The sequence below is a fragment of the Burkholderia sp. Bmkn7 genome (genome assembly GCF_041103175.1).
Classification (GTDB): domain Bacteria; phylum Pseudomonadota; class Gammaproteobacteria; order Burkholderiales; family Burkholderiaceae; genus Burkholderia; species Burkholderia cepacia.
The window spans coordinates 2,707,981-2,727,277 of sequence record NZ_JBGCUH010000002.1; the positions used below are offsets into that span (position 1 = coordinate 2,707,981).

The window sequence follows — 19,297 nt, forward strand, 5'->3', positions numbered from 1 at the left end:
CAGTCGCTTACATCAGAATCGGCCGCCGCACTCCCCGAACCCTTCCCGCGCACAATGGCAGTTCACACCCACCTTGCTCATCGTCGACAGCCCGTCCAGGTACTCCCGCGAGACGACGCGCAGTTCAAGCGCATTCAGTCCCGCGTCGATCTTGTTAATCGGAACGCCAAGGTTCCCCGAGAGGAAACGGCTCACCTGCGAATCGTCCCAACCGAGCGCATCGGCCACCGGCCCGCGACTACGCGGATCGCTCAATGCTTCCCGGAACGCCCGTTCGATGCTTGGCCTCCGGATGACTTCAATCGTGCTCATAGCAACTCAACTCCGTTCAAAACTGATTGAATGACCTTGAAGGTCGAATTTTCTAAACTTCAAGCATCGAATCTCGACGCAGATCGGACTAAGGCGAGGGTTCCGGCCCTATCTGTAGAATTGGCAGCTCTCACACAACCATTCCGATACGGGGAACCCTCTTGAACTACCTTGTGATTCTTGACGCTCGAACACCCATCGGCGCCCTCTATTCAGAAAAGGCAGACGGCGTCGTTACCGACGGATCTCTCCGACACCCAGCCCTGTGTTGCACCGAGGTTTCGATTGATCACCCCATTTATCTCTTTGCGACCCGCCCGCTGAAGAAAGGCGAGTCACATCAATCACTTCACGTCCCGCACCATGCTGTCGTAGCCATCTACCGGCTGAACGAATCAGATACGCCACCCATCGGATTCCATGCTGGTTGACCCGCATATCAGTGATCCTTTTGTGCCGGTCCCAGCACTGGAACTCGAGCGTGCGCAAACTCTCGATTGACCTGATCTGCGATTCGCTGTCTGCGCTCGGCTCTGAGATCGAGCGCCGGCCGGATCAATCTGAGGACTAGACGTGCGTACAGACGCTTCATGCGATCTCCTTTTGTTGAGCAAGCTCGGGCCAAACGTCGCGGATGACATCGTGAGGAAACAAGTCGATACGGGTGACGGAACCAGCGGTTGCTCGCTCGATCGGCCAACCAAATGGCACCGGCACGGGCCGTTTCTTGTTTGCCCACGCACTGATGTCAGAGGCGTGCGCGCTAATGGCTGAAGCCAGCTTCACGAGTCTTCCGCGTTCAGCGTCGAGGTAGGTTCTCAGATCCATGCCGAGACTTTAGCGAAACGCAAAAGGATTGTCTATAGCGTTTCGCGCATATACGGCTTTAGCGTTTTGCTATTGAATGCCCGTCATGAAGGACATCGACCAAATCCGTCGCGACAACCTCAAGATCATCGAAGCCGAGCATGGCGGCCCTGCCGCTGCTGCGGCAGTGATTGGTATGTCGCAATCGCAGTTCACAAATTTGCGCGATGGCGCGAAAGATTCGAAAACGGGGCGGGCTCGCGGCATGCGAGCTGCAACGGCCCGAAAAATCGAAGAAAGCGCAAAGAAGCCGCTTGGATGGCTTGATGCCGATCATTCAGAAGCAGCATCAACCGCCCAACTAACTGCTGCGCCGGCTGGATGGGAACATCTGAACGCAGGTCAGCGCGCACAGGTCGAGTCGTTCATTGGCTGGCTGCTATCCCAGCCTTCCACGCAGCAGCCGGATTCGCCGTCAGGAAGCAAGCGCTTCGGTAAGGGCGGCTAGCGGCATTTCATACTTGATGCGTTTCGGCTCAAGCAAAGAATCTTGGAATAGCCAGTCGCGCGTAAGCAACAAGCCAAGCCCGTCATCGGCCAGGCCAATCACCGCTTCGCCAACGAGAACGCACTCCCACCGCCCGTCGCAGTGCAGTTGCACCACCTCAACGGTGCGCCCCACCAATGCCTCGTTAGGCGAGAAAATCACTTTTGCCTTATCTCCCGGCTTGCACCGCAGCCGGTTTGCGCTCGTCCCTCGATCCACCCTAGCTCCCCGCATATTGAAACCGAAATACTGTATGAATGTACAGTAGTTTAGCCCTAGAGACAGGAAGCTTTCAACTGGCTAGACGAGCCACCTCTGTAAAACTCGATGGGCAGCCGGTCGTACATGCTGTCCTAGCCTAGATGCAAGGCTCAGCTGAGCCAGATAGGGTCCCGTTTTGACGACATAGCTAGAATGCCGCATCCCCCGCCCAGCCGAGGCATTCCCGCCATTCCGAGGACTAATCGATGAAAAATAAACAAATTCAAGTCACAGTAGTCTCTGTCGCGTCAGCGGCGGCGCTCCTTGCTGCCTCTCTTTCACTCTACGCCTCGCATGTTAGGGAAGATCAAAAACAGTCAGTTTCTCGTGACTTGTTGTATGCATCGCGCACTGTTGAGGCCGTACTGAAGATGGATAGAACGCGCAGTCAGCAGGACATCGCGGTCGTGTCCAACAACTCCGAGGAAAAGTTCACTCCTCGGATGCCACCGAGAGGTCTAGCAGCAATGTTCGAAAGTGAACGGTTGAACGATCTGTCTCTCGGATACGCAGAAAATGGGCTTAAGGCCATCCAGCTAATTTCAAAAAAGAACGCTATTGAGCTTCAGTTGCAAACAACAATAGCGTCAAACATCTTCGATCCGAATCCCGATAGCCGCTGGAAACGCCGTGCCGAGCTGAAAGGTTTCGGCGAAGAACTAAAACCGGTCGCTGAGGATCTAGTCGAAGCTCTTCGGAGAGTGCAGCAGTTCGGGGCGCGGATCGAAGATCAGATTGGTGACATCGGAGTCCCTGCGTCAGAAGTCGAGATGGGGATCCGTCGATATAGCGCCCTTTCCACTTCGGGCGAGGATTAGCGGTCTCTCGATTTGCCGCCCCAGTCCTGCGGCCGATACCAGCCTCTCCGCAATTCCCCCTCGCCTAAGTCCACACTCCATCCGAAGTTGCCAGCCCGCCATCGACGGGCCTTTTTATCGCCCGCGTTTCTCTGCCGTCGCTTCGAGCGCACCCGAGACAATACAAATTCCCATCAAAAAATTTCGCGTTTCGCTATAGACATACGTTTCGCGTTTCGCTAAAGTTTAGTCAACGCAGGCCGGAACGCTGCGCCACCGCCCCAAGCGGTCGATCTTTAAGAGTGCTAGTGCGCCGGGACCGCAGTACAGGGAGCAACCGGCCGGCTCAACGGTGTAGCCGAGAAACGGGGTAGCGCCCGACACCGCTCAACAGCTTTCAGTGAGGGCGCCTCAAGCCGGCGCGGCGGCTCTAAACAGCCCGTATCTCTCGACACCCCGTAGTGGTATCGAGGCGCCCTCCCTGAACGTTGTTGGAATGCCGGAACTTTGAACGACGCGCGTTCGGCCCGCGGATTGTTCGCATCCTATGACCGAGTGCGCGCCCTTGAATGCTTCGACAGCGTTGATCGGACGGCATTGAATGCCAGTGCCGTTCGTTGAGCGCTGTCTTATTTTCGCATTCCTAATTAGATATCAGACCAATGCAACACGAATGGGAGAGACGATGAGCTGCGGATACCAAGGATCGCACTTTGGTGCCTGGTACCAAGACGGCTGCTGCATCGACGGCTATCTGTGGGATCTGGATAGCTGCGACGAGCCCGGCGGCCCGCTTCACAACGGCGGCGATGAAGCGTGCCCGAGCTGCAACACGCGCGAATACGTGCTCGGGTGCGATGACCTGCACCTGACTGGCAATGCTGCGCAGCGTCGCAAGCAAGTCCGCGCTGCAATCCGCCGCGTGCGCGGATGGGCCGCTATCTGACCAACCGCGCCCGTCCTGCGGGCAATCACAACAATACCGAGGGGCCAATGAGCAGCCTACAGACTGTATTTCCGCAAAACAGACGATCGTTTGTATCGATCACTCAGCGCGACTGGTTTCCGATTGCTGCAATCGGTGTGCTCTTGCTGCTGGCTGGTTTCGTCGCGCCGCCTATCGAATATCTGATGGGGGCATGTTCGTGAAAGCCTTCTTGATATTCGCGTTGCAGAGCGTCGCCGCCCTTATCGCCGTCGTGCTGGTTCTCGCCGCCACCCAGCGGTGGGATGAATCGGCACGCTGCGCGTCGACCTACTGCACGTGATCCGCCCCTGGCGGGCACTGTCAGCCACAACCAATCGCACATCACACACGGGGAAGCCCATGAAAGAGCTTGAACAAGTCGTCGCGAGTGCATTTTCGAACATCGTCACAGCGGGTGCCATCGAAAAGGCGATCGAAGAGAAGCTGACGAAAACGATCACCTCGATCATCAATGACGAACTGCAGAGTTATTCGGATTTCGGCAAGCAACTGAGCGAGCACGTCAAGAAAGCTGTCCAGATCGATTTCTCGAATCTCGGCCTACCCGGCTACAACGACCTGATTCTCAAGATCATCCGGCAGCGTGTCGACGCGAACCTCAACGAGCAGATCGAAAAGCACGTGACGTCCCAACTCGACGAACTGCTCGCCCCGGCACCGGAAGAAATCACGCTCTCCGAACTCGTCGCCGACTTCATCAAATTCCAGGCGGACCGGCAGTCATATTCGTGTTCGTGTGACTTGCCCGACCGCATCACTCTGTTGGTTGAAACCGACGGCTCGTTCACCCATATCGCGCTCGACAAGGAAGACGGCTCCGACCGGTATAAGTGCCCGTGGCGTATCGACACGATGGACGGCCGCGTCTACAGCGTAAAGATCAACGAGATTGACCCGAAGAAAGCGATCTTCATCGGGCCCATGTACGGATTCGAGCGCAAGCTGTTCCAGCTCTACGCAGCCGGAACCAAACTGATCATCGACGCCGATGTCGACGATATTGATACGTCCTACCCCGGCCGTGGCTACGACTGACCGCATCCCTTCCCCTCAACAGCCGCGCAACTTCCCGTGCCTCGGATGCGTGGCTTTTTCTTGTGGATGGTATGTGTAGCGGCCTGCATTTTCCTAGTCACGCATCCTGGGAAACGAACGTTTTGATCGAATCGCTTGCTCCATGGATCGAACAACTTCGATTGCGGCAGACGCGAGATTCCAAGACTCCTCAATGAGCCCAAGCAACCGGCGCCAATTGTGATTTGCGTTTAAGTTGTTCCGCTGAGCGAACTCAGATGCCAAGGAAGTAACGCTCTTCTGACATTCGCGAACGGCCGTCTGAAGTTCCATCGCGGAACAACTTATCTGCCACCAAGGGATGGTATGGAGAGGCATCCGATCGAGGGCTTGATAGACGTGCAGGAATTCACTGAAGTATCTGCCATCCTGGAAATAGTCACCGATCTTTTGTTCGCTCCATCCCTTCTTTGGAGCTTCATCGACCACACGGTAGGCCTCATCCAAAATCGCGACAATTCCGTCAAGCGTTTGCATTCGTGCTGCGTAGTCTCTCTCACGCTCGCGAATCTGATCATTCTTTCGTTGAAGCGCGGACACTGCTATCGCAGCACAAACGGCACCAATCGAGCCGATCGCCTGAACCCAGTACGCCATTACTGCTGGGTCATAGGGTTTCGTCCACCCTGTCGTTGATCCGCCCCATGCCATAAGCACACCGGCAACAGCTCCCATCCCGAGCCAGCCGATCATTTTCATGTTTTGCATTGCGCCCCCGCTCGCTTTGGTGCGAATCGTAGCACGACCTCTTTACCTCAAGCCGCGCACTTACCGTTGCCTCGGATGCGCGGTTTCTTCTTGCGGGCGGCCTGTTTGGCGCCCTTCTTTTTTCTTCCCCGGCTTCAACGGCAGACGCTCGACTACCCAGTGCAGCCGAGCACCCGCCATTGAGGCTTGATCCACTGACTTAGAGGATGACGATGAAAGCGATCGATCTGTTTGCCGGTGCTGGTGGATTTTCTACCGGAGCCACGATGGCCGGCATCGACGTAGTGTGGGCCGCTAACCACTGGCCGGCGGCCGTCGAGATCCATGCAGCGAACCATCCTGGCGCCACCCATGTGTGCCAAGACTTGCACCAGGCGAACTGGGCTACTGCTCCATCCCACGACATCCTGCTCGCGGCACCATGTTGTCAGGGGCATAGTCGCGCGCGCGGTAAGGCGGCGAACAACCCGCAGCACGATGCCAGCCGCTCGACTGCATGGGCCGTTGTATCCGCGCTCGAATACCACCGGCCACCGGTCGGAGTAGTCGAGAACGTGGTCGAGTTCGTCCAGTGGCAGCTCTACCCGGCATGGCTCGCCGCGGTGCAGGCGCTTGGCTACCAGATCGCGCCGCACATCGTTGACGCTGCAAATCATGGAGTCCCGCAGCACCGCAAGCGCCTGATGCTCGTCCTCACGCGCAGCGCTCGCCCGCTGTTGCTTCGACTGCCGGCACGTCCGCACATGCCAGTGGCGCAGATCATCGACTTCGATGTCGGCAAGTGGTCGCCGATCGAGAAGCCGGGTCGCTCCGCGGCGACGCTCAAGCGCATCGCCAATGGGCGGCGCACGCACGGCGACCGCTTCGTCGCGCCGTACTACGGCAGTGGTTCAGGCGTAACCGGCCGCAGCATCGGGCGCCCGATCGGCACGATCACGACGCGCGATCGCTGGGCCGTCATTGACGGCGACCGGATGCGGATGCTCACGAAAGAAGAAGGCCGAGACGCGATGTCCTTTCCGACCAACTACATCCTGCCGCAGCAACACCGGCTCGCTATGCACATGCTTGGCAATGCTGTTCCGCCAGTTGTCGCATGCGACGTGCTCAACGCAATCAAGGCCGCCGCCTGACCACCTGAGGACCACATCATGGCGACCACTGAAAATAGCCGCGCTGATGCGCTGACGGAAATAACCGAGCGTTTGCAGGCGTTGACGGCGTTGAAGAAGCGTACCGATTCGATGCCGGTCATGAACGAGTGGCAGTGGCTGAACAACCTGCGGAATCGGCTGCTCGCTGCATCCCCTGTCGAGCAGCCCGCAGCAGCGCCGGTGCGCTTGAAGGAGCAACTGCGTCGCGTGATGGATTTGCTCGATACCCACTTGGGTGACTCCGACTCGATGCTCGAAGGCATGACGCAGGAAGAAATCGAAGAAGAATTTCCTGTGGTTGCTGCGATGCAGATCGTTGTCAGCCTTTATCAAGAGACGCACGCCGAAGGCAACCCGGCCGCAGCGCCGATCGTCTCCGCGCCGGCGGACGAGCGGGCGGAAGGTGCGGTCGGGCTCGCGCACGAAGTCTGGTCGGCGGCGCAACTCGCGCCGGGCGAAGGAATCGAGGACGCGGTGCAGCGAATCGGCGCCATCCTCTCCCGCTCGCCCGCTACTTCCCCGTCTGCCGAAGCACAAGCGCGCCCCGCTGATGCCCTAGGCTCTCAAGCTGATTGCGGCGGCGGCAGTACGGACAAATGAAGTAGATGCCGAACGAGTCGACATTCGACTCACCCGATTCCAGCGGCACTTCCCGATGGCACTTGATGCATACCCAATTCATTGCGGCCCCCGAGCGGTCGGAAGGACAGGAAATGAACGATAGGACAAGCCCGGCGGAAGGCAAGGTCGGCGAGACGGCGCACGAGCGGGCGGCACTCCTCGACCGTGCAGAGGCAATCGTGGTTGACGCCATCAAGCGGATGCGTGCGGCGCACGTCCACTGCCAGGACCTATTGCACGACGCCGAAGCGTTCATGGAAGACAAGGCTCGCGCCGCATCTGCCACTGAGACGGAAGCGGAAGGGACATGCGCTCAGTGCCGCAAACCATCAACCACAAACCAAATGCGTGCCTCAGGCACGGCGGCAACTGAGCGTGACAGCGAAGCACCGCACGCCGGGCATTGATAGTGCTTTTCGAACGGGCTTCCGTTTCGAGTAACCACCCCGACCAGTTCAAGGTGCTGCGGCTCGATGTCGGAAGATTCGCCGTGCAGTGAGATACAGGCGCTGCATGGGAGATCGGTCATCACGCGTACCGGCTCAACCACTCTTCCGAAAAATTCTTTGCGTAAGCAACGGCCTCGGCCTCGGTACCGAATTCGCCAAGGTTCCGGAAGGCTGCTTCCCTGCTGTATCCCAACTTCGTCACTTCGACCTGGGCTGCAAATTTGCCGTCCATCGTCACGCGCGGCTCGCAGTTCATCTCGTACCCGCGCATCACAAATTTCTTTTGCATCGCATCAATAATCTTTTTGAGACTGAGGGATCGTAGCATGCCCGCATCAACCACCATAAAGCCGCTCTACCTCGACCTGCCAGCAGTGGCAACCGCTCTCTCGCTATCGGAAGCGACCGTCCAAAAACTGGTGCGCGAGAACAAATTCCCGAAGCCGCGGCTTCTCTCCGATCGGCGAGTTGCGTGGCTGACACGCGAGGTCGAAGCCTGGGCAGAAGCATGCCCTGAATCGGATCTCGCGCCCCCTCCCAATACCGGCCATAGTAACCGGCGCCGCAAGTTCACTTGCGCAAGCCAAGACCTGAACTCTCGGTCAGCATCAGATCAAATCTGAGTTGACATCGCCGTCACCTCCTCAAGGGCCGTCATCGACCCAAAGGCGACTGTCGACTGGGCGCGTTTGCTCGTCGGCTTCCAAACTACAACGGTCATCCGGTGCGCTCGTTCGACTATGAGATCTGCCCCGCTGCTGACGTCATGATTCGCGACTGCGACAAGCTCGTCACGTGGACGCGGAGTAGAGAGCGCTAATATCGTCCACATGCGAAGGATCTAACAATACACTTACAGTGATTACCGAATCGAATATCGGCCTTCCCGCTCCTTGAAAGCACGGTCACCGCCTTCCAGCAACGTGCAAACAGCTTGACGTATGCCAACGGTGTCCTTGTCAAATTCATCATGCTCCAACGAGCCAGAAATATAGGTTATCTGTGGATAAGGATGGCCAACCGACCTTTCCGCTAGCGCGACAATTATTTGCTCCGCATCCGTCGCAACGACCAGATTTGGGTTGTGCGTTACAAGAATAATCTGTCGCTTCTCTTTTGCTTTCCTAATGTACGGCACTAGCTGAAGGTATATTGACGAGTTATCCAGATTGCCTTCAGGCTGATCTATTATTAATGGCCTTCGATCATCCTCATCCATCAAAAGGTATAGGACTAGCAGGGCGATACCTCGCGTTCCAGGCGATAGGTGCTCCAAAGATGTGCCGCCATACTTGATCTTATAGGTGGTTCCTATGTGATCAGTGGAATACATCCAGTCAAGCAGATCAATGAGCTTTAGGCTTGGAGACGCATGCTTTCCCATAAATTCGACAGGCCGAACAAGCGCGAAGAATTGATTAATGGCATCTTTTATTCTCTCCGAGTCACCACCATTCCACGCCGGAGTCAGAACATCTATTACAAATTTCTCTATCTCATCCTTTTTGGCCGAGGCTTGTGGTTTTCTACCATCAAAAAAACGCGTGGATTTTTCAAGCCAATCTTGAGCCTCCACTCGATATCCAGCCGAAAGCTCAAACTTCATTTCCGAGCCGAGATTATCAAGCTGCTCCTTCATTGGAGCATACAGTTCACGCAAGCCTTTTTCATCTTCCGCGAGCGCCTCGAAAAATTTCAAATATAGATTGTCTCTGTCTCGCTCTCGCTGGGCGAGAAGTTTGGTGGTTTTTCCATCCAACTCTTCAATTTCCTTCGTCAATCTCTGGACGGTTGACTCCTGCGCATTTATTTGCTTCTGCAAATCAAGTAGGCGTTTTTTGTTTATTTCATCTTTGCTCAGAGATTCTTGCAGGAAGCGAATACGCCTGGAAATATCGTATAGTGTCCCGCCATCGTCCTTGGCGGTACTCTCGTCACCTCGCATCGCAAACACTTCAGTATCAAGGCGTGAGGAAGCGTCGCGGACTACGGCCTCGACTTTTTCGTCCCATTTCGGATTCAACTGCAATACTATCTCTTTCGACACAAGGTCACCGAATTGGGCGGCGTCGACAAGCTCTTGAACTTGTCGAGTCGTTCGCTCCTTCAATTCGGAATAAGACTTCAGAAATTCATCAATATTTCTTTTGCTTCTATTTTTTTGTGAAATCGAAGCTTCAAGCGCCTTAAGACTATCTTGTTCAGTGTTCAGTTTTTTCAGTGTCTCTTCGTCCGCAGCCTGGGTGACCGAGGGTAGCTGCTTTTTCAATTCCTCGATCTGTTGTTGTGCTTGATCCTTGTTGGCAACCTTGGACGCACGCTGGCCTAAGCTCGCGTATAGGCGATCAATCTCGCGATGCAGCGAGACTATTTGACCCCGAAAATCGTCCTGTCGCGATTGGGACGCCGACTCGCGGGCCATTCTCAGTTCTTCAAAAGAAGAGAAATCCTCGCGATGAACTTCGTCAAGGTGCGAAAATACAACTTCCTCTATAGCTTCCCGTAGTTCATGACCTTGATGGTCTTCCGAACAAAGACGCTCGACGAAGTCTTGGGATAGATACCGAACCAGGGGCTTCGGCGAACTAAACGGCTTGTCTGTAAGCGTCCCGCCGCTCGTAGAACCAGATCCCCAGGCTAGTACAAGGTCAACCCCGACCAAATGGAGCCTACCTTTGGCTATGAAGGATGACTGAGATTTTGATTCGAGAGGAACTCCAGATGCGAATGCGATTAAATCGGCGATAGCAGTTTTTCCGGCACCTTTTTCGCCAATAATCGTCACAAGCCCCGGGTTGAGCTGAATGGAGTCTTGCGCAAACCATCCGTTAGAGTTTTTTATATAGAGCGTGTCAATAATGCGACTCATATCGGATAGCTGTGGCTTTGCTTGGCCTATGTGAACACGATCATTAGGCTCCCATAGAATCTGCCTCAACCCTTCGAAGGTCGGATCCGACTTTATCCAACAGTATCGGTCTTCGTCTGGCTTGAATAACGTGGCAATTTCGTGGGCATCGGAGCCATGCAAACATGGCTTCAGGCTTCCGTACATCCTCTTAATATCGTCAGCTGATGCCCCCGCTTTCTGGCCGAGATAATATGCTCTGTCATTCGGGTTTCCAGAGAAAACAAATTCGCAATTCTTCAGCAGTTGGTCCCGGACAGCGGAAAAACCGTCGATCGGCAACCCACTTATCCCATCCTTACCATTGGCAATCCCAACAAGGCTGTTATTCTTCAGCCAGCCCTCACTGCGCAGCCATTCTAGAATTTGCTCGTAGGACGGCTTGAACTGCTCGATCCCGAATTTGTACGCCTGCTCGTTATCCGTAAGATTTGGATTCTGCGCTTTCGCATACTCAATCAAATCCTCTCTTATGCAACCATATGTGTGCCTTCCCTCTGCCGAGGTGTATTCTACTTTTAGGTTTCTTAGCGCGCGTTTGATTTTTTGTATGTGATCTGGATCAGATGGGTCTACAAGTATGTGGATGTTGAGTGCTTTGCCATCCTTCGTGGCAGGCATCGCGCGCAGCTCAATGTTGGGAACCAGCAAGGAAACGGAACGAAGTCGAGGTTTCTTGTCGTCGTGGCTCGCCGCATGTAAGCGCTCATAGCCGTCGATCGACATGTAATCCGTAACGCCAATTGCCGCAATCTCGGCTTGTTGAGCCAGTGCTTCCAACTGATTGATGTAGTCGTCCCAGCTGACTCCAACAAAGGAAGCTCCCAGCTTGCTTGCTGGAGTGTGGACGTGCAAATCCCAGCGCCGCCACTGCGATCCGTTGGGAAAGTTAGAGACCTTGATATTGCTTTTGTTCACATCCCCCCCTTAGAGACTGGTCTTTCGGTTGGCTGCGAGCTAGCTGGCGCTAGGCGTAGTCCTATTCACGGATGTAAGGGATTTTGGTGTTTAGGCTATTGAGTGATATGGCTCCTTGATCTGCTTGTCAAAGGGTTCATCCGTGCTAAAACCCGCCCCGAATTCACGAAGGTTTTCGAACTCCTTCAGCGTTTCGGCAGCCATACTCTGGAACACGTGCCAAGTGCGCTTCGCGGCAACATCTAGTACTTAAGCGGTGAGCAGGTGAAGAAAATCAACGGCGTACGATATTCCAAGGCCGGCGAACACATTCTATCTCTGCGCCCAGTACTACAGTCAACGACCAGGCGACTGTGCGGGTCCGGGCACTGGCTTGACACGGATGCGGACATTGCGGAGCTGTCGTGTACACGGTGTCAGCATCGATGACCGCTACAGCCAAGATGCTCGCCTTGAGCATCCGGCAGGTTCCGAAGTGGACCAGCCGATCGAGTGACCGCACGAGTGCCGGGCGAGCGGCAGAAATTGGCCGGCAGCCGCCGCTTGCCCTCCCCAGCACTTGGCCGGGTGGCAAACTTCGATCGATCCCGTCCCGCCCACTGGTAAACTTGGGCGGCCAAAGCAACTTTCCCCGTTCAAACGAGCACGCAACTCACCGCAGCACCTGCAGCCGTCACCCCAATGATGCAGCAGTAAGCGCCCGTTGCAGTCCCGGCCTCCTTCGCGGTGTATTCTTCGCCGCCCCCTCCCGCACTGGCCTGCTATAGTTAAAAACCCTTCCGTCGCTACCTGACAGAAATGTGCTGCGAAGCTTGTAATCAGATGCTCAGCGATACCTCGGCGCCGCACGTTGGGCTTCTGGCGCTGCGCAGGCCGCGAAAGCTGCGGCCGCTCGGCCGCACACCCATGCTAGTTCAGGCGTACCGTTGTCAATCTTGCGGGACGAACTGGATAAGCGAAACCGACCCCGATGCGGCCGACCGGACGGAATGGATTTGCCTGCATCGAGCGTCAAGTATTCTGGACCCGATAGCGGTCTTCGACGAGCAGGCAGCGAGCCAGATCAATCGGCTCGCCGAGCGCCCCGGCACCGAGGCGCAACGGATGCGCAGCGACGTTCAGGGCGACGGCTACACCGCGAAGCTCATTGCCAGCTGATACGGAAATCCGTCCTAGAGCGTGAACGAGCGACCGTACATGGCCGGCAACTACCTCTAGTGACCAGCGCATACCGACCCAACTCAGCTGGGCGGTCTGGTATCGCCTCGATGGCCATTCCGGGCCGACCGCCACCCGCCGCGATTGAGCACCCGCGCCAGCACGTGTCCAGCCAGGTGGGTGAGCGTGATGTGCAGGCACGCGTGGTTGCTGCCTTGAAACCGGCCAGCCCGGCCAAGGCGTTCGCTTCACCCGAAGCCGCCGGGCGCTTGACCTCACACGTTGAAACTGCCCCACGACAGGATGCGCAAGCGGCACCGAAGAAAACGCACACCGCCGGACGCGCCGCCGCCCGACGTGATGCGACTGGCTTTCAGCGTAGGCGCCGCTGGTTGACAGCATTCCCATAATCGTCAATCCTTGTGTCCATGGAACATCGAGCCATCGCCATCGCGCTGATTATTCGCACCATTCTCCGAATGGTGGGTTAGCGCGTACTTGCTCGATAACGAAAACCCGCCGCCGAGGCGGGTTTTTCATTTCCGCTTCTAGGCTTGCCCACCCTGACCTGGAAAGGAAATCATCGTGTTCATGCACCGAAACCCATTCGACGCGCACGTACAGAGCCCCGCCCATCCTTCGGCGCCGTTCGATTACCTCAAAAAAATCCTGACCGCGCGGGTCTATGACGTCGCGATCGAAACCGATCTGGATTTCGCGCACAACCTGTCGGTTCGGTGTCGCAACGCGATCCATCTGAAGCGCGAGGACAAGCAGCCGGTGTTCTCGTTCAAGTTGCGTGGTGCGTACAACAAGATGGCGCAGATGCCGGCTGATGCGCTGGCTTGCGGTGTCATCACCGCGTCGGCCGGCAACCACGCACAGGGCGTTGCGTTCTGCGCGGCTCGCATGGGCGTGCACGCCGTGATCGTGGTGCCGCTCACGACGCCCCAGGTCAAGGTGGATGCTGTGCGCAGGCATGGTGGTTCGCGTGTCGAGGTCATTCAGGCCGGGGAGTCGTACAGCGACGCCTACGCGCACGCGCTCACGTTGCAGAAGGAGCGGAACCTGACGTTCGTGCATCCGTTCGACGACCCCGACGTGATCGCCGGCCAAGGCACGGTGGCGATGGAAATCTTGCGCCAGCATCAAAAGCCGATCCATGCGATCTTCGTGCCGATCGGCGGCGGCAGCCTGGCGTCCGGCGTGGCGACCTACGTGAAAGCCGTGCGACCGGGCATCAAGGTGATCGGCGTGCAGACGGAGGATTCATGCGCGATGGCGCAGTCGCTCCGTGCGGGTGAACGCGTCGAACTGGTGGAGGTCGGTTTGTTCTCGGACGGTACGGCGGTCAAACTGGTTGGACAAGAGACTTTCCGGTTATGCCGCGAACACCTCGACGACGTGGTGACGGTCGATACCGATGGCCTGTGCGCGGCGATGAGGGATGTGTTCCAGGATACGCGGAGCGTGCTCGAACCGGCCGGTGCCCTGGCCGTCGCAGGGGCAAAGCTGTACGCCGAGTGCGAAGGGATCGAGAACGAAACGCTCATCGCGATCACGTCCGGCGCAAACATGAACTTCGATCGGCTGAGTTTCGTTGCGGAGCGCGCGAAACTGGCTGTTGCGTAGAAACCGATACGCAGGCCGGTGCATTGTTTGAGAGGCAGGGCCACCGGCCCCGTTGTTTTTACGCCGCTTGGTTGTCCAGGTACGCTCGCACGGCCCGATACGTGCCCTCACAATCGAAAGCAACCGACGGAAATCGACCCATTGTTGCCGGTCGGAATCGCATTATCCGGCGTCGGCATTAGAGCCGACAGCAGTCATTGAGACAATAATTCGACGGCTAGAAGTAGCCTCCACGCTGCGCACATCCCCTGGCGATGCTGTCGGTAAACCACGCCTTGAGCAATTGAACCGCCTGTTTGGTTGCGGCACTGGCGGGATGGACGAGGTAGTATCCGGCGTCCAACGCAAGCGCATTATCGAATGGCTCAATCAGTTCTCCACGAGCCAGTTCCGCTTCTACCAGCAGGGGGCTGGTAAGCACAACGCCTTGCGCGCGCACTGCGGCGTCGATCGCTATCAACGACTGGTCGAACCGGATACCGGTAATGGTTTCGATCTGCGAACCGTCGAGACCGCTGAATCGAGCAAGCCACGTGGCCCAGTGCGGGTGTAGCGTGTTATGGAGCAGTGTCGCCGTGCGCAAATCGTCGGGGCGCTTCAATCGGCGCTGCTTCGCGTATGCCGGATGGCAATACGCGCGTGCCTCGTCATGGCACAGCAGTTGAACGGATAGTCGTGCATCCATCCCGTCGAAATGCCTAACCGCGAGATCGACGCCATCCAGTTCGAAGTCGACCATCGTTGTCGATGTGCTCAGGCTCAGCGCAATCCCGGGGTTTGCCTGCAGGAAGTCGGCCATGCGTGGGGCGAACCACTTGGCAGCGAAGCTCGGCGGCATCGACAACCGCACGCCGCTACCGCGACGCTCACGAATGCGATGGCTCGCATGAATAAGCTCTGCCAGGGCAGGTTGAATCTGCGCGAAGTAGGCGCGACCATCCTCTGTGGGCGTTACCTGCCGTATCTGGCGCACGAACAGGGCAACGCCGAGCCATTCCTCAAGCTTCTGAATCTGCTGCCCTATCGCACCAGGCGTCACGTTCAGTTCCCGGGATGCAAGAGTAAAACTGCCGTGCCGCATGGCAGCTTCGAAGGCAGGCAGGGCTTTCAGCGGAGGAGTCGATCGCATAGCTCAGTTTTTCTATTTCATAGTCGACATTAAATCATTTGTAGAGCAAGGTGGTGCGGAACACAATCGGGACTTCATCCGCTTTCCTGGTGCGCTGACATGAATCCCGCCTATTTCGCCTTCGCCGCCCTCGGGTTCATCTGGGGCACCAATTTCCTGTTCATGAAGTGGGCGAGCGTCGATCTGGCTGCCAGTCAGATCGTCTTCCTGCGCGTGCTTTTCGGCTTCATTCCGCTGCTCACGGTCGCGCTATTCACTAAGGCGCTCAAATGGCGCCATCTTCGGCACGCTCACCACTTCGTGGTGATGTCGCTGCTTGCGACCGTGATTTACTACTATGCGTTCGCGAAAGGGGCCGGGCTGCTGTTCTCGAGCATTGCCGGGATGCTAAGCGGCGCCATCCCGCTTTTTTCCTTCCTGTGCGCATGGGCACTGCTGCGCGAGGAGCGCCCGAACGCGCGAATGATCGCGGGCATCGTCTGCGGATTCGTCGGCGTACTGCTGATCGCGCGTCCGTGGAATGCGCACGCGGCTGGCGTCAACCTGCTCGGAGTCGGCTATATGATCGCCGGCTCGCTCAGCGTGGGCTGCTCGTTCGTGTACGCGCGCCGCTTTCTTTCCGGCCTGGACCTCTCACCGCTCGCGCTGTCGACGTGGCAGATCGGCTTCGCACTGGTCCTGATCGGCTGCGTCACGGATTTCCACGGCATCGTGCGTGTGACGAGCGATGCGCGAGCGCTGCTCGGCCTCGTGCTGGGACTCGGTCTGACGGGCACCGGGATCGCTTACATCCTTTATTACTTCATCGTCGGACGGCTCGGAGCAGTGGCCGCGTCCAGCGTGACGTACATTCCACCGGTCGTTGCGTTGCTGATGGGTTCGTGGCTTGCGCAGGAACCGATCGGCGCAGTCGAACTGTTCGCGATGGGCGCAATCCTCGGTGGTGTGTTTCTGCTGCAACGTGGCCGGCAACCACGCGCAGTCGCGGCGCGCGGTCCGGCGAAGGCGGCCGGTTAGAGCCGCAGTGTCGTATGAATGCTTCGATGAAATATCGCGCAGACCGCAATTCGGCATCTCGACAGAAGTTCACGGGCGAGTGGTCGGCGTACCGGTGCCCGATGCCATATGAAGCTGACATCCGTGCCATCGGCGCGTAGCGGTCGGCAAATCTATCCAACTCATACCAGCGTAAACAAACATGTCTTCACGGGTCCCCTCGACCATATTCGTCATCGGTGGAACGGGCGCACAGGGATTGCCCGTCATCCGGGCGCTCGTCGCCGACGGCAAATATGCCGTGCGCGCCTTGAGCCGAGATCCTGAATCGCGACGGGCCATCGAGCTATCCACTCTGGGGAACGTCTCGATCGTGAAGGGCACGTTTGCCGATGAAGCGGTCCTGCGTGATGGTTTTCGTAATTGCAGCGCAGCGTAATCAATCTCGATGGATTCAACACCGGGGAGAAGACTGAGATTTATTGGGCCATCCGATGCTATGAAATAGCCATCGAAGAAGGAGTCAAGTTCTTCGTGTATGGAAACCTCGATTACGCGCTCAAAAGGTCCGGATACGATTCCCGGTTTCGGACAGGCCACTATGATGGCAAGGGCCGCGTAGGGGAATGGATTCTGTTCCAGAACCTGACAAACCGGGACCGGATGGGCGCCGCGCTGCTTACGACCGGTCCGTATATGGAGATGGCCGTCTCGGCAATGACACCGATGACCCCGTCCGTGGAAAGCGGCGTCGTTACGTGGCGGGTGCCACTCGGTGACGGCGCCGTCCCGCATGTAGCGCTTGAGGACTGCGGGTACTACGCACGTTGGCTTTTCGACAATCCGGAGCGTGCGAATGGCATGAATCTCGAGGTCGCGATCGATCATGTCGAGTATGCGAAGCTTGCCGAGGCGTTCGAAGCCGTGACCGGACATCCCGCGCAATATATCGATACCGACCTCGAAGCATACTGGAGCGGACCGCTCAAGGCCGCAGCCGATTTGCCTTCCGGATATAACGCCGATCTCCGCGACAAAAGTACGATGAGCTTCCGCGAAAACTTCACCGGCTTCTGGAATCTGTGGAAGTACGGGATCATCAAGAGAGACTACGCATTGCTCGACGAAATTCATCCCGGGCGAATCAGGACGGTCGAACAATGGCTCAGGCGGGAAGACCAGTTGGGACGAGCACTGGGCAACGGAGTCCTCTGGGAAAGGGTTCAGCCTGAAAATCTGCTCAGATTGCCGCCTGTCTTGAAGCTGTCCGAAGACCAGAGGAAGGGCACGTTATAAGTTCCTCGCGAACGTCTGGCTCAACTGCAAAACGCCTCACTACTTGCCGCGCGTTTTCTCACGCTGCGATGCCGGCGAAGATCGGCGACGCTCAACGTCCGAAGCTGTCGGCAAGGCGGCCAACGAGGAACGGCATGCCAATGTCCGGACATGGCCGAACAGAGTCAGACGATCTGACGCTGTCCGTTTGGTCTAACCTCGCCTTACACAACAGATTACTTAGTCGGATATCGCAGCGCGAGTTCATCAAGGAACTGCGACAGGCGCGTGAGCCACTCTCGACGTTCCCGATCGTAGTGGTGCCGGTTATACACGCCGGCTACACCCGGTTGAACATGACCAAGTACCGCCTCCGCGACATCATGCGGGCACCCAAGTGCGGCAAGCATAGTTCGGGCAGTCCTCCGCAAATCGTGAGGCGACCAGTGCGTGACGGGTAGCCGCGGCCGATTATGATTCGGCGCCTGCTTACAGTACGGCTGATGATAGTAAATGCCGTGCGAAATGACGGTCTGCTTCATCATCTCGCCGGTCGACGTCGGGAACAGAAAGCCGTTCACAGCCTGGTCCTTGCGTCGACGGACAACGGCCTCGGCTCGACCAACGAGCGGCACCCGCAAATCCCCTGCTTTCGCGCGCCACGAGTTCTTGGTTTTTTCCTTCGGCACGGTCCACCATAGGCCGTCCGCCTCGTCGGCGATTTCGTGCGACTCCATAGAAATGATTTCGCCGCCGCGGGCGCCCGTCCACAGATACAAGGTGATCGCGTCTGAAACCGTTAGGCTCATATTCGGCAGCCAGCGAAGCAGCGTGCCAACCTCATCCTCGCTCAATACCCGCTTTTTTGTGCCCATGGCGACACCGTCGATCGTGCGCCCCTTGCTGCGAAGCTTGCCGCGCAGGATCATTCGCCACCAGTTCGGCGTGCCATCAGGGAGCCTCCCAGCGTCCATCGCATAGTCCCACGCTCCGCCCAGCTCCATGCGGAGGCGCGCAGCGAGCGCCGGCGTTGCACGATAAGAATCCAAAAATTCGAACGCCTGCGCACGAGTTATCGATGCGGCCGGAACGCTCTCGATCGGGCCGAGCATCGCCTTAAACATCCGCCTAACCTCGATCACGCCCTTGTCCTTGCGGTTCGGCTCCAGATAGCCGCCCATATAGTCGAAACATACGTGCTTGACAGTGTATGCGTCGACGGCGCGCGAATTGGCAACCGCAGCGCGCTTCTCGCGCTTTGCGGCAGCAGGATCGGCCCCAGCATCACGCGCCGCTCGCTTTTGCTCCCATTCAGAAATCGCCGCAGGGAAACCCATGGCCGGCCACTCGCCGAGCTTCACCTGGCGCATTCGGTCGTCAATGGGGGATTTGTATCGGTAGATCCAGGAACGACGGCTCTCGCTGGCCTGGAAGCGGAGGCCCGGGAATCCGTCAAAGGTCATGTGTTGGCCCGCAGGCAGCTTGCTCGCGGTGCGTGCGTCGAATCTCATCAGCGGTCGGCGTAGGTTTTTGTTGTAGGCCTAGACCGTAGCGTAGCTTTTC

The 19,297-nt window shown here is 57.4% G+C and carries 22 protein-coding genes and 1 pseudogene; 15 read left to right on the plus strand and 8 right to left on the minus strand.

Annotated elements, in window-relative coordinates; translation table 11 throughout:
• Positions 1-12: 12 nt before the first annotated feature.
• Both AB3K92_RS18015 and AB3K92_RS18020 read right to left on the minus strand, forming a co-directional pair.
• Complete coding sequence (locus tag AB3K92_RS18015) at positions 13-294, minus strand: hypothetical protein (RefSeq protein ID WP_059653379.1); 282 nt, start codon at positions 292-294, stop codon at positions 13-15.
• 606 nt (positions 295-900) lie between these two features.
• Positions 901-1,140 carry a YdaS family helix-turn-helix protein gene (locus tag AB3K92_RS18020; RefSeq protein WP_060286078.1) on the minus strand — a complete coding sequence of 80 codons (240 nt, stop codon included), beginning with the start codon at positions 1,138-1,140 and terminating at the stop codon, positions 901-903.
• An 85-nt stretch (positions 1,141-1,225) separates the two neighbouring features.
• Between AB3K92_RS18020 and AB3K92_RS18025 the strand changes: the two genes are divergently transcribed.
• Positions 1,226-1,627: a hypothetical protein gene (locus AB3K92_RS18025; protein WP_081081307.1), complete on the plus strand. Its 402-nt coding sequence runs from the start codon at positions 1,226-1,228 to the stop codon at positions 1,625-1,627.
• On the opposite strand, the gene AB3K92_RS18030 is transcribed toward AB3K92_RS18025, so the two are convergent.
• Positions 1,595-1,828: a hypothetical protein gene (locus tag AB3K92_RS18030; protein ID WP_230959289.1), complete on the minus strand. Its 234-nt coding sequence runs from the start codon at positions 1,826-1,828 to the stop codon at positions 1,595-1,597. The genes AB3K92_RS18025 and AB3K92_RS18030 overlap by 33 nt on opposite strands.
• Before the next feature lie 305 nt (positions 1,829-2,133).
• Here AB3K92_RS18030 and AB3K92_RS18035 point away from each other — a divergent pair, with 305 nt between their 5' ends.
• From AB3K92_RS18035 to AB3K92_RS18055, 5 genes are all read left to right on the plus strand, one after another.
• Positions 2,134-2,745, plus strand: coding sequence for a hypothetical protein (locus tag AB3K92_RS18035; protein WP_369465558.1), 612 nt, complete (start codon positions 2,134-2,136; stop codon positions 2,743-2,745).
• Positions 2,746-3,409: 664 nt separating this feature from the next.
• A complete protein-coding gene (locus tag AB3K92_RS18040; protein WP_334002422.1) occupies positions 3,410-3,670 on the plus strand; it encodes a hypothetical protein in 261 nt (86 codons plus the stop codon).
• Positions 3,655-3,873 (plus strand): hypothetical protein, encoded by a 219-nt coding sequence (locus AB3K92_RS18045; RefSeq protein ID WP_334002423.1) that lies wholly within the window; start codon positions 3,655-3,657, stop codon positions 3,871-3,873. Before AB3K92_RS18040 ends, AB3K92_RS18045 begins: the two co-directional genes overlap by 16 nt.
• Entirely contained in the window at positions 3,864-3,992 is a 129-nt protein-coding gene (locus tag AB3K92_RS18050) for a hypothetical protein (RefSeq protein ID WP_369465559.1), read from the plus strand. Before AB3K92_RS18045 ends, AB3K92_RS18050 begins: the two co-directional genes overlap by 10 nt.
• Positions 3,993-4,051: 59 nt before the next feature.
• The gene (locus AB3K92_RS18055; protein WP_334002426.1) at positions 4,052-4,747 is read left to right on the plus strand and encodes a hypothetical protein; all 696 of its coding nucleotides are present in this window, start codon (positions 4,052-4,054) and stop codon (positions 4,745-4,747) included.
• 93 nt (positions 4,748-4,840) lie between these two features.
• On the opposite strand, the gene AB3K92_RS18060 is transcribed toward AB3K92_RS18055, so the two are convergent.
• The gene (locus tag AB3K92_RS18060) at positions 4,841-5,485 is read right to left on the minus strand and encodes a hypothetical protein (protein ID WP_175810612.1); all 645 of its coding nucleotides are present in this window, start codon (positions 5,483-5,485) and stop codon (positions 4,841-4,843) included.
• Between the two features lie 221 nt (positions 5,486-5,706).
• Between AB3K92_RS18060 and AB3K92_RS18065 the strand changes: the two genes are divergently transcribed.
• From AB3K92_RS18065 to AB3K92_RS18075, 3 genes are all read left to right on the plus strand, one after another.
• The gene (locus tag AB3K92_RS18065) at positions 5,707-6,627 is read left to right on the plus strand and encodes a DNA cytosine methyltransferase (RefSeq protein WP_334002428.1); all 921 of its coding nucleotides are present in this window, start codon (positions 5,707-5,709) and stop codon (positions 6,625-6,627) included.
• A gap of 18 nt (positions 6,628-6,645) precedes the next feature.
• Positions 6,646-7,248: a hypothetical protein gene (locus AB3K92_RS18070; RefSeq protein ID WP_369465560.1), complete on the plus strand. Its 603-nt coding sequence runs from the start codon at positions 6,646-6,648 to the stop codon at positions 7,246-7,248.
• A gap of 65 nt (positions 7,249-7,313) precedes the next feature.
• Positions 7,314-7,676 (plus strand): hypothetical protein, encoded by a 363-nt coding sequence (locus tag AB3K92_RS18075; RefSeq protein WP_369465561.1) that lies wholly within the window; start codon positions 7,314-7,316, stop codon positions 7,674-7,676.
• A gap of 121 nt (positions 7,677-7,797) precedes the next feature.
• Here the strand turns inward: AB3K92_RS18075 and AB3K92_RS18080 are convergent, their stop codons facing one another.
• Positions 7,798-8,007: a hypothetical protein gene (locus AB3K92_RS18080; RefSeq protein WP_060158865.1), complete on the minus strand. Its 210-nt coding sequence runs from the start codon at positions 8,005-8,007 to the stop codon at positions 7,798-7,800.
• A 37-nt stretch (positions 8,008-8,044) separates the two neighbouring features.
• On the opposite strand from AB3K92_RS18080, the gene AB3K92_RS18085 reads away from it, so the two are divergent.
• Positions 8,045-8,341 carry an AlpA family transcriptional regulator gene (locus AB3K92_RS18085; RefSeq protein WP_240690355.1) on the plus strand — a complete coding sequence of 99 codons (297 nt, stop codon included), beginning with the start codon at positions 8,045-8,047 and terminating at the stop codon, positions 8,339-8,341.
• A 239-nt stretch (positions 8,342-8,580) separates the two neighbouring features.
• On the opposite strand, the gene AB3K92_RS18090 is transcribed toward AB3K92_RS18085, so the two are convergent.
• Positions 8,581-11,544 (minus strand): TrlF family AAA-like ATPase, encoded by a 2,964-nt coding sequence (locus AB3K92_RS18090; RefSeq protein ID WP_196486433.1) that lies wholly within the window; start codon positions 11,542-11,544, stop codon positions 8,581-8,583.
• 822 nt (positions 11,545-12,366) lie between these two features.
• Between AB3K92_RS18090 and AB3K92_RS18095 the strand changes: the two genes are divergently transcribed.
• Both AB3K92_RS18095 and ilvA read left to right on the plus strand, forming a co-directional pair.
• Complete coding sequence (locus AB3K92_RS18095) at positions 12,367-12,702, plus strand: hypothetical protein (protein WP_334002434.1); 336 nt, start codon at positions 12,367-12,369, stop codon at positions 12,700-12,702.
• 591 nt (positions 12,703-13,293) lie between these two features.
• Positions 13,294-14,322, plus strand: a pseudogene (gene ilvA, locus AB3K92_RS18100) (threonine ammonia-lyase, biosynthetic); the annotation flags it as partial.
• 229 nt (positions 14,323-14,551) lie between these two features.
• On the opposite strand, the gene AB3K92_RS18105 reads toward ilvA, so the two are convergent.
• Positions 14,552-15,463, minus strand: a complete 912-nt coding sequence (locus AB3K92_RS18105; RefSeq protein WP_042976918.1) for a LysR substrate-binding domain-containing protein — start codon at positions 15,461-15,463, stop codon at positions 14,552-14,554.
• 99 nt (positions 15,464-15,562) lie between these two features.
• Between AB3K92_RS18105 and AB3K92_RS18110 the strand changes: the two genes are divergently transcribed.
• The 3 genes from AB3K92_RS18110 (at position 15,563) to AB3K92_RS18120 (ending at position 17,755) form a co-directional block, all read left to right on the plus strand.
• Positions 15,563-16,480, plus strand: coding sequence for a DMT family transporter (locus tag AB3K92_RS18110; RefSeq protein WP_021162302.1), 918 nt, complete (start codon positions 15,563-15,565; stop codon positions 16,478-16,480).
• Positions 16,481-16,661: 181 nt separating this feature from the next.
• Complete coding sequence (locus AB3K92_RS18115) at positions 16,662-16,898, plus strand: NmrA family NAD(P)-binding protein (RefSeq protein WP_258959454.1); 237 nt, start codon at positions 16,662-16,664, stop codon at positions 16,896-16,898.
• Positions 16,883-17,755 (plus strand): NmrA family NAD(P)-binding protein, encoded by an 873-nt coding sequence (locus AB3K92_RS18120; protein ID WP_369465562.1) that lies wholly within the window; start codon positions 16,883-16,885, stop codon positions 17,753-17,755. The genes AB3K92_RS18115 and AB3K92_RS18120 overlap by 16 nt, the downstream gene beginning before the upstream one ends.
• A 215-nt stretch (positions 17,756-17,970) precedes the next feature.
• On the opposite strand, the gene AB3K92_RS18125 is transcribed toward AB3K92_RS18120, so the two are convergent.
• Entirely contained in the window at positions 17,971-19,245 is a 1,275-nt protein-coding gene (locus AB3K92_RS18125) for a tyrosine-type recombinase/integrase (protein ID WP_369465563.1), read from the minus strand.
• Positions 19,246-19,297 lie beyond the last annotated feature (52 nt).

What these genes read in the sequence shown, in the direction of transcription:
- AB3K92_RS18070 (WP_369465560.1), top strand. Translation starts at nt 6,646, where the DNA reads ATGGCGACCACTGAAAATAGCCGCGCTGATGCGCTGACGGAAATAACC.
- AB3K92_RS18085 (WP_240690355.1), top strand. Translation starts at nt 8,045, where the DNA reads ATGCCCGCATCAACCACCATAAAGCCGCTCTACCTCGACCTGCCAGCA.
- AB3K92_RS18055 (WP_334002426.1), top strand. Translation starts at nt 4,052, where the DNA reads ATGAAAGAGCTTGAACAAGTCGTCGCGAGTGCATTTTCGAACATCGTC.
- AB3K92_RS18065 (WP_334002428.1), top strand. Translation starts at nt 5,707, where the DNA reads ATGAAAGCGATCGATCTGTTTGCCGGTGCTGGTGGATTTTCTACCGGA.
- AB3K92_RS18095 (WP_334002434.1), top strand. Translation starts at nt 12,367, where the DNA reads ATGCTCAGCGATACCTCGGCGCCGCACGTTGGGCTTCTGGCGCTGCGC.
- AB3K92_RS18080 (WP_060158865.1), bottom strand. Translation starts at nt 8,007, where the DNA reads ATGCAAAAGAAATTTGTGATGCGCGGGTACGAGATGAACTGCGAGCCG.
- AB3K92_RS18045 (WP_334002423.1), top strand. Translation starts at nt 3,655, where the DNA reads ATGGGCCGCTATCTGACCAACCGCGCCCGTCCTGCGGGCAATCACAAC.
- AB3K92_RS18105 (WP_042976918.1), bottom strand. Translation starts at nt 15,463, where the DNA reads ATGCGATCGACTCCTCCGCTGAAAGCCCTGCCTGCCTTCGAAGCTGCC.
- AB3K92_RS18115 (WP_258959454.1), top strand. Translation starts at nt 16,662, where the DNA reads ATGTCTTCACGGGTCCCCTCGACCATATTCGTCATCGGTGGAACGGGC.
- AB3K92_RS18060 (WP_175810612.1), bottom strand. Translation starts at nt 5,485, where the DNA reads ATGAAAATGATCGGCTGGCTCGGGATGGGAGCTGTTGCCGGTGTGCTT.
- AB3K92_RS18025 (WP_081081307.1), top strand. Translation starts at nt 1,226, where the DNA reads ATGAAGGACATCGACCAAATCCGTCGCGACAACCTCAAGATCATCGAA.
- AB3K92_RS18040 (WP_334002422.1), top strand. Translation starts at nt 3,410, where the DNA reads ATGAGCTGCGGATACCAAGGATCGCACTTTGGTGCCTGGTACCAAGAC.
- AB3K92_RS18020 (WP_060286078.1), bottom strand. Translation starts at nt 1,140, where the DNA reads ATGGATCTGAGAACCTACCTCGACGCTGAACGCGGAAGACTCGTGAAG.
- AB3K92_RS18050 (WP_369465559.1), top strand. Translation starts at nt 3,864, where the DNA reads ATGTTCGTGAAAGCCTTCTTGATATTCGCGTTGCAGAGCGTCGCCGCC.
- AB3K92_RS18110 (WP_021162302.1), top strand. Translation starts at nt 15,563, where the DNA reads ATGAATCCCGCCTATTTCGCCTTCGCCGCCCTCGGGTTCATCTGGGGC.
- AB3K92_RS18035 (WP_369465558.1), top strand. Translation starts at nt 2,134, where the DNA reads ATGAAAAATAAACAAATTCAAGTCACAGTAGTCTCTGTCGCGTCAGCG.
- AB3K92_RS18125 (WP_369465563.1), bottom strand. Translation starts at nt 19,245, where the DNA reads ATGAGATTCGACGCACGCACCGCGAGCAAGCTGCCTGCGGGCCAACAC.
- AB3K92_RS18075 (WP_369465561.1), top strand. Translation starts at nt 7,314, where the DNA reads ATGCATACCCAATTCATTGCGGCCCCCGAGCGGTCGGAAGGACAGGAA.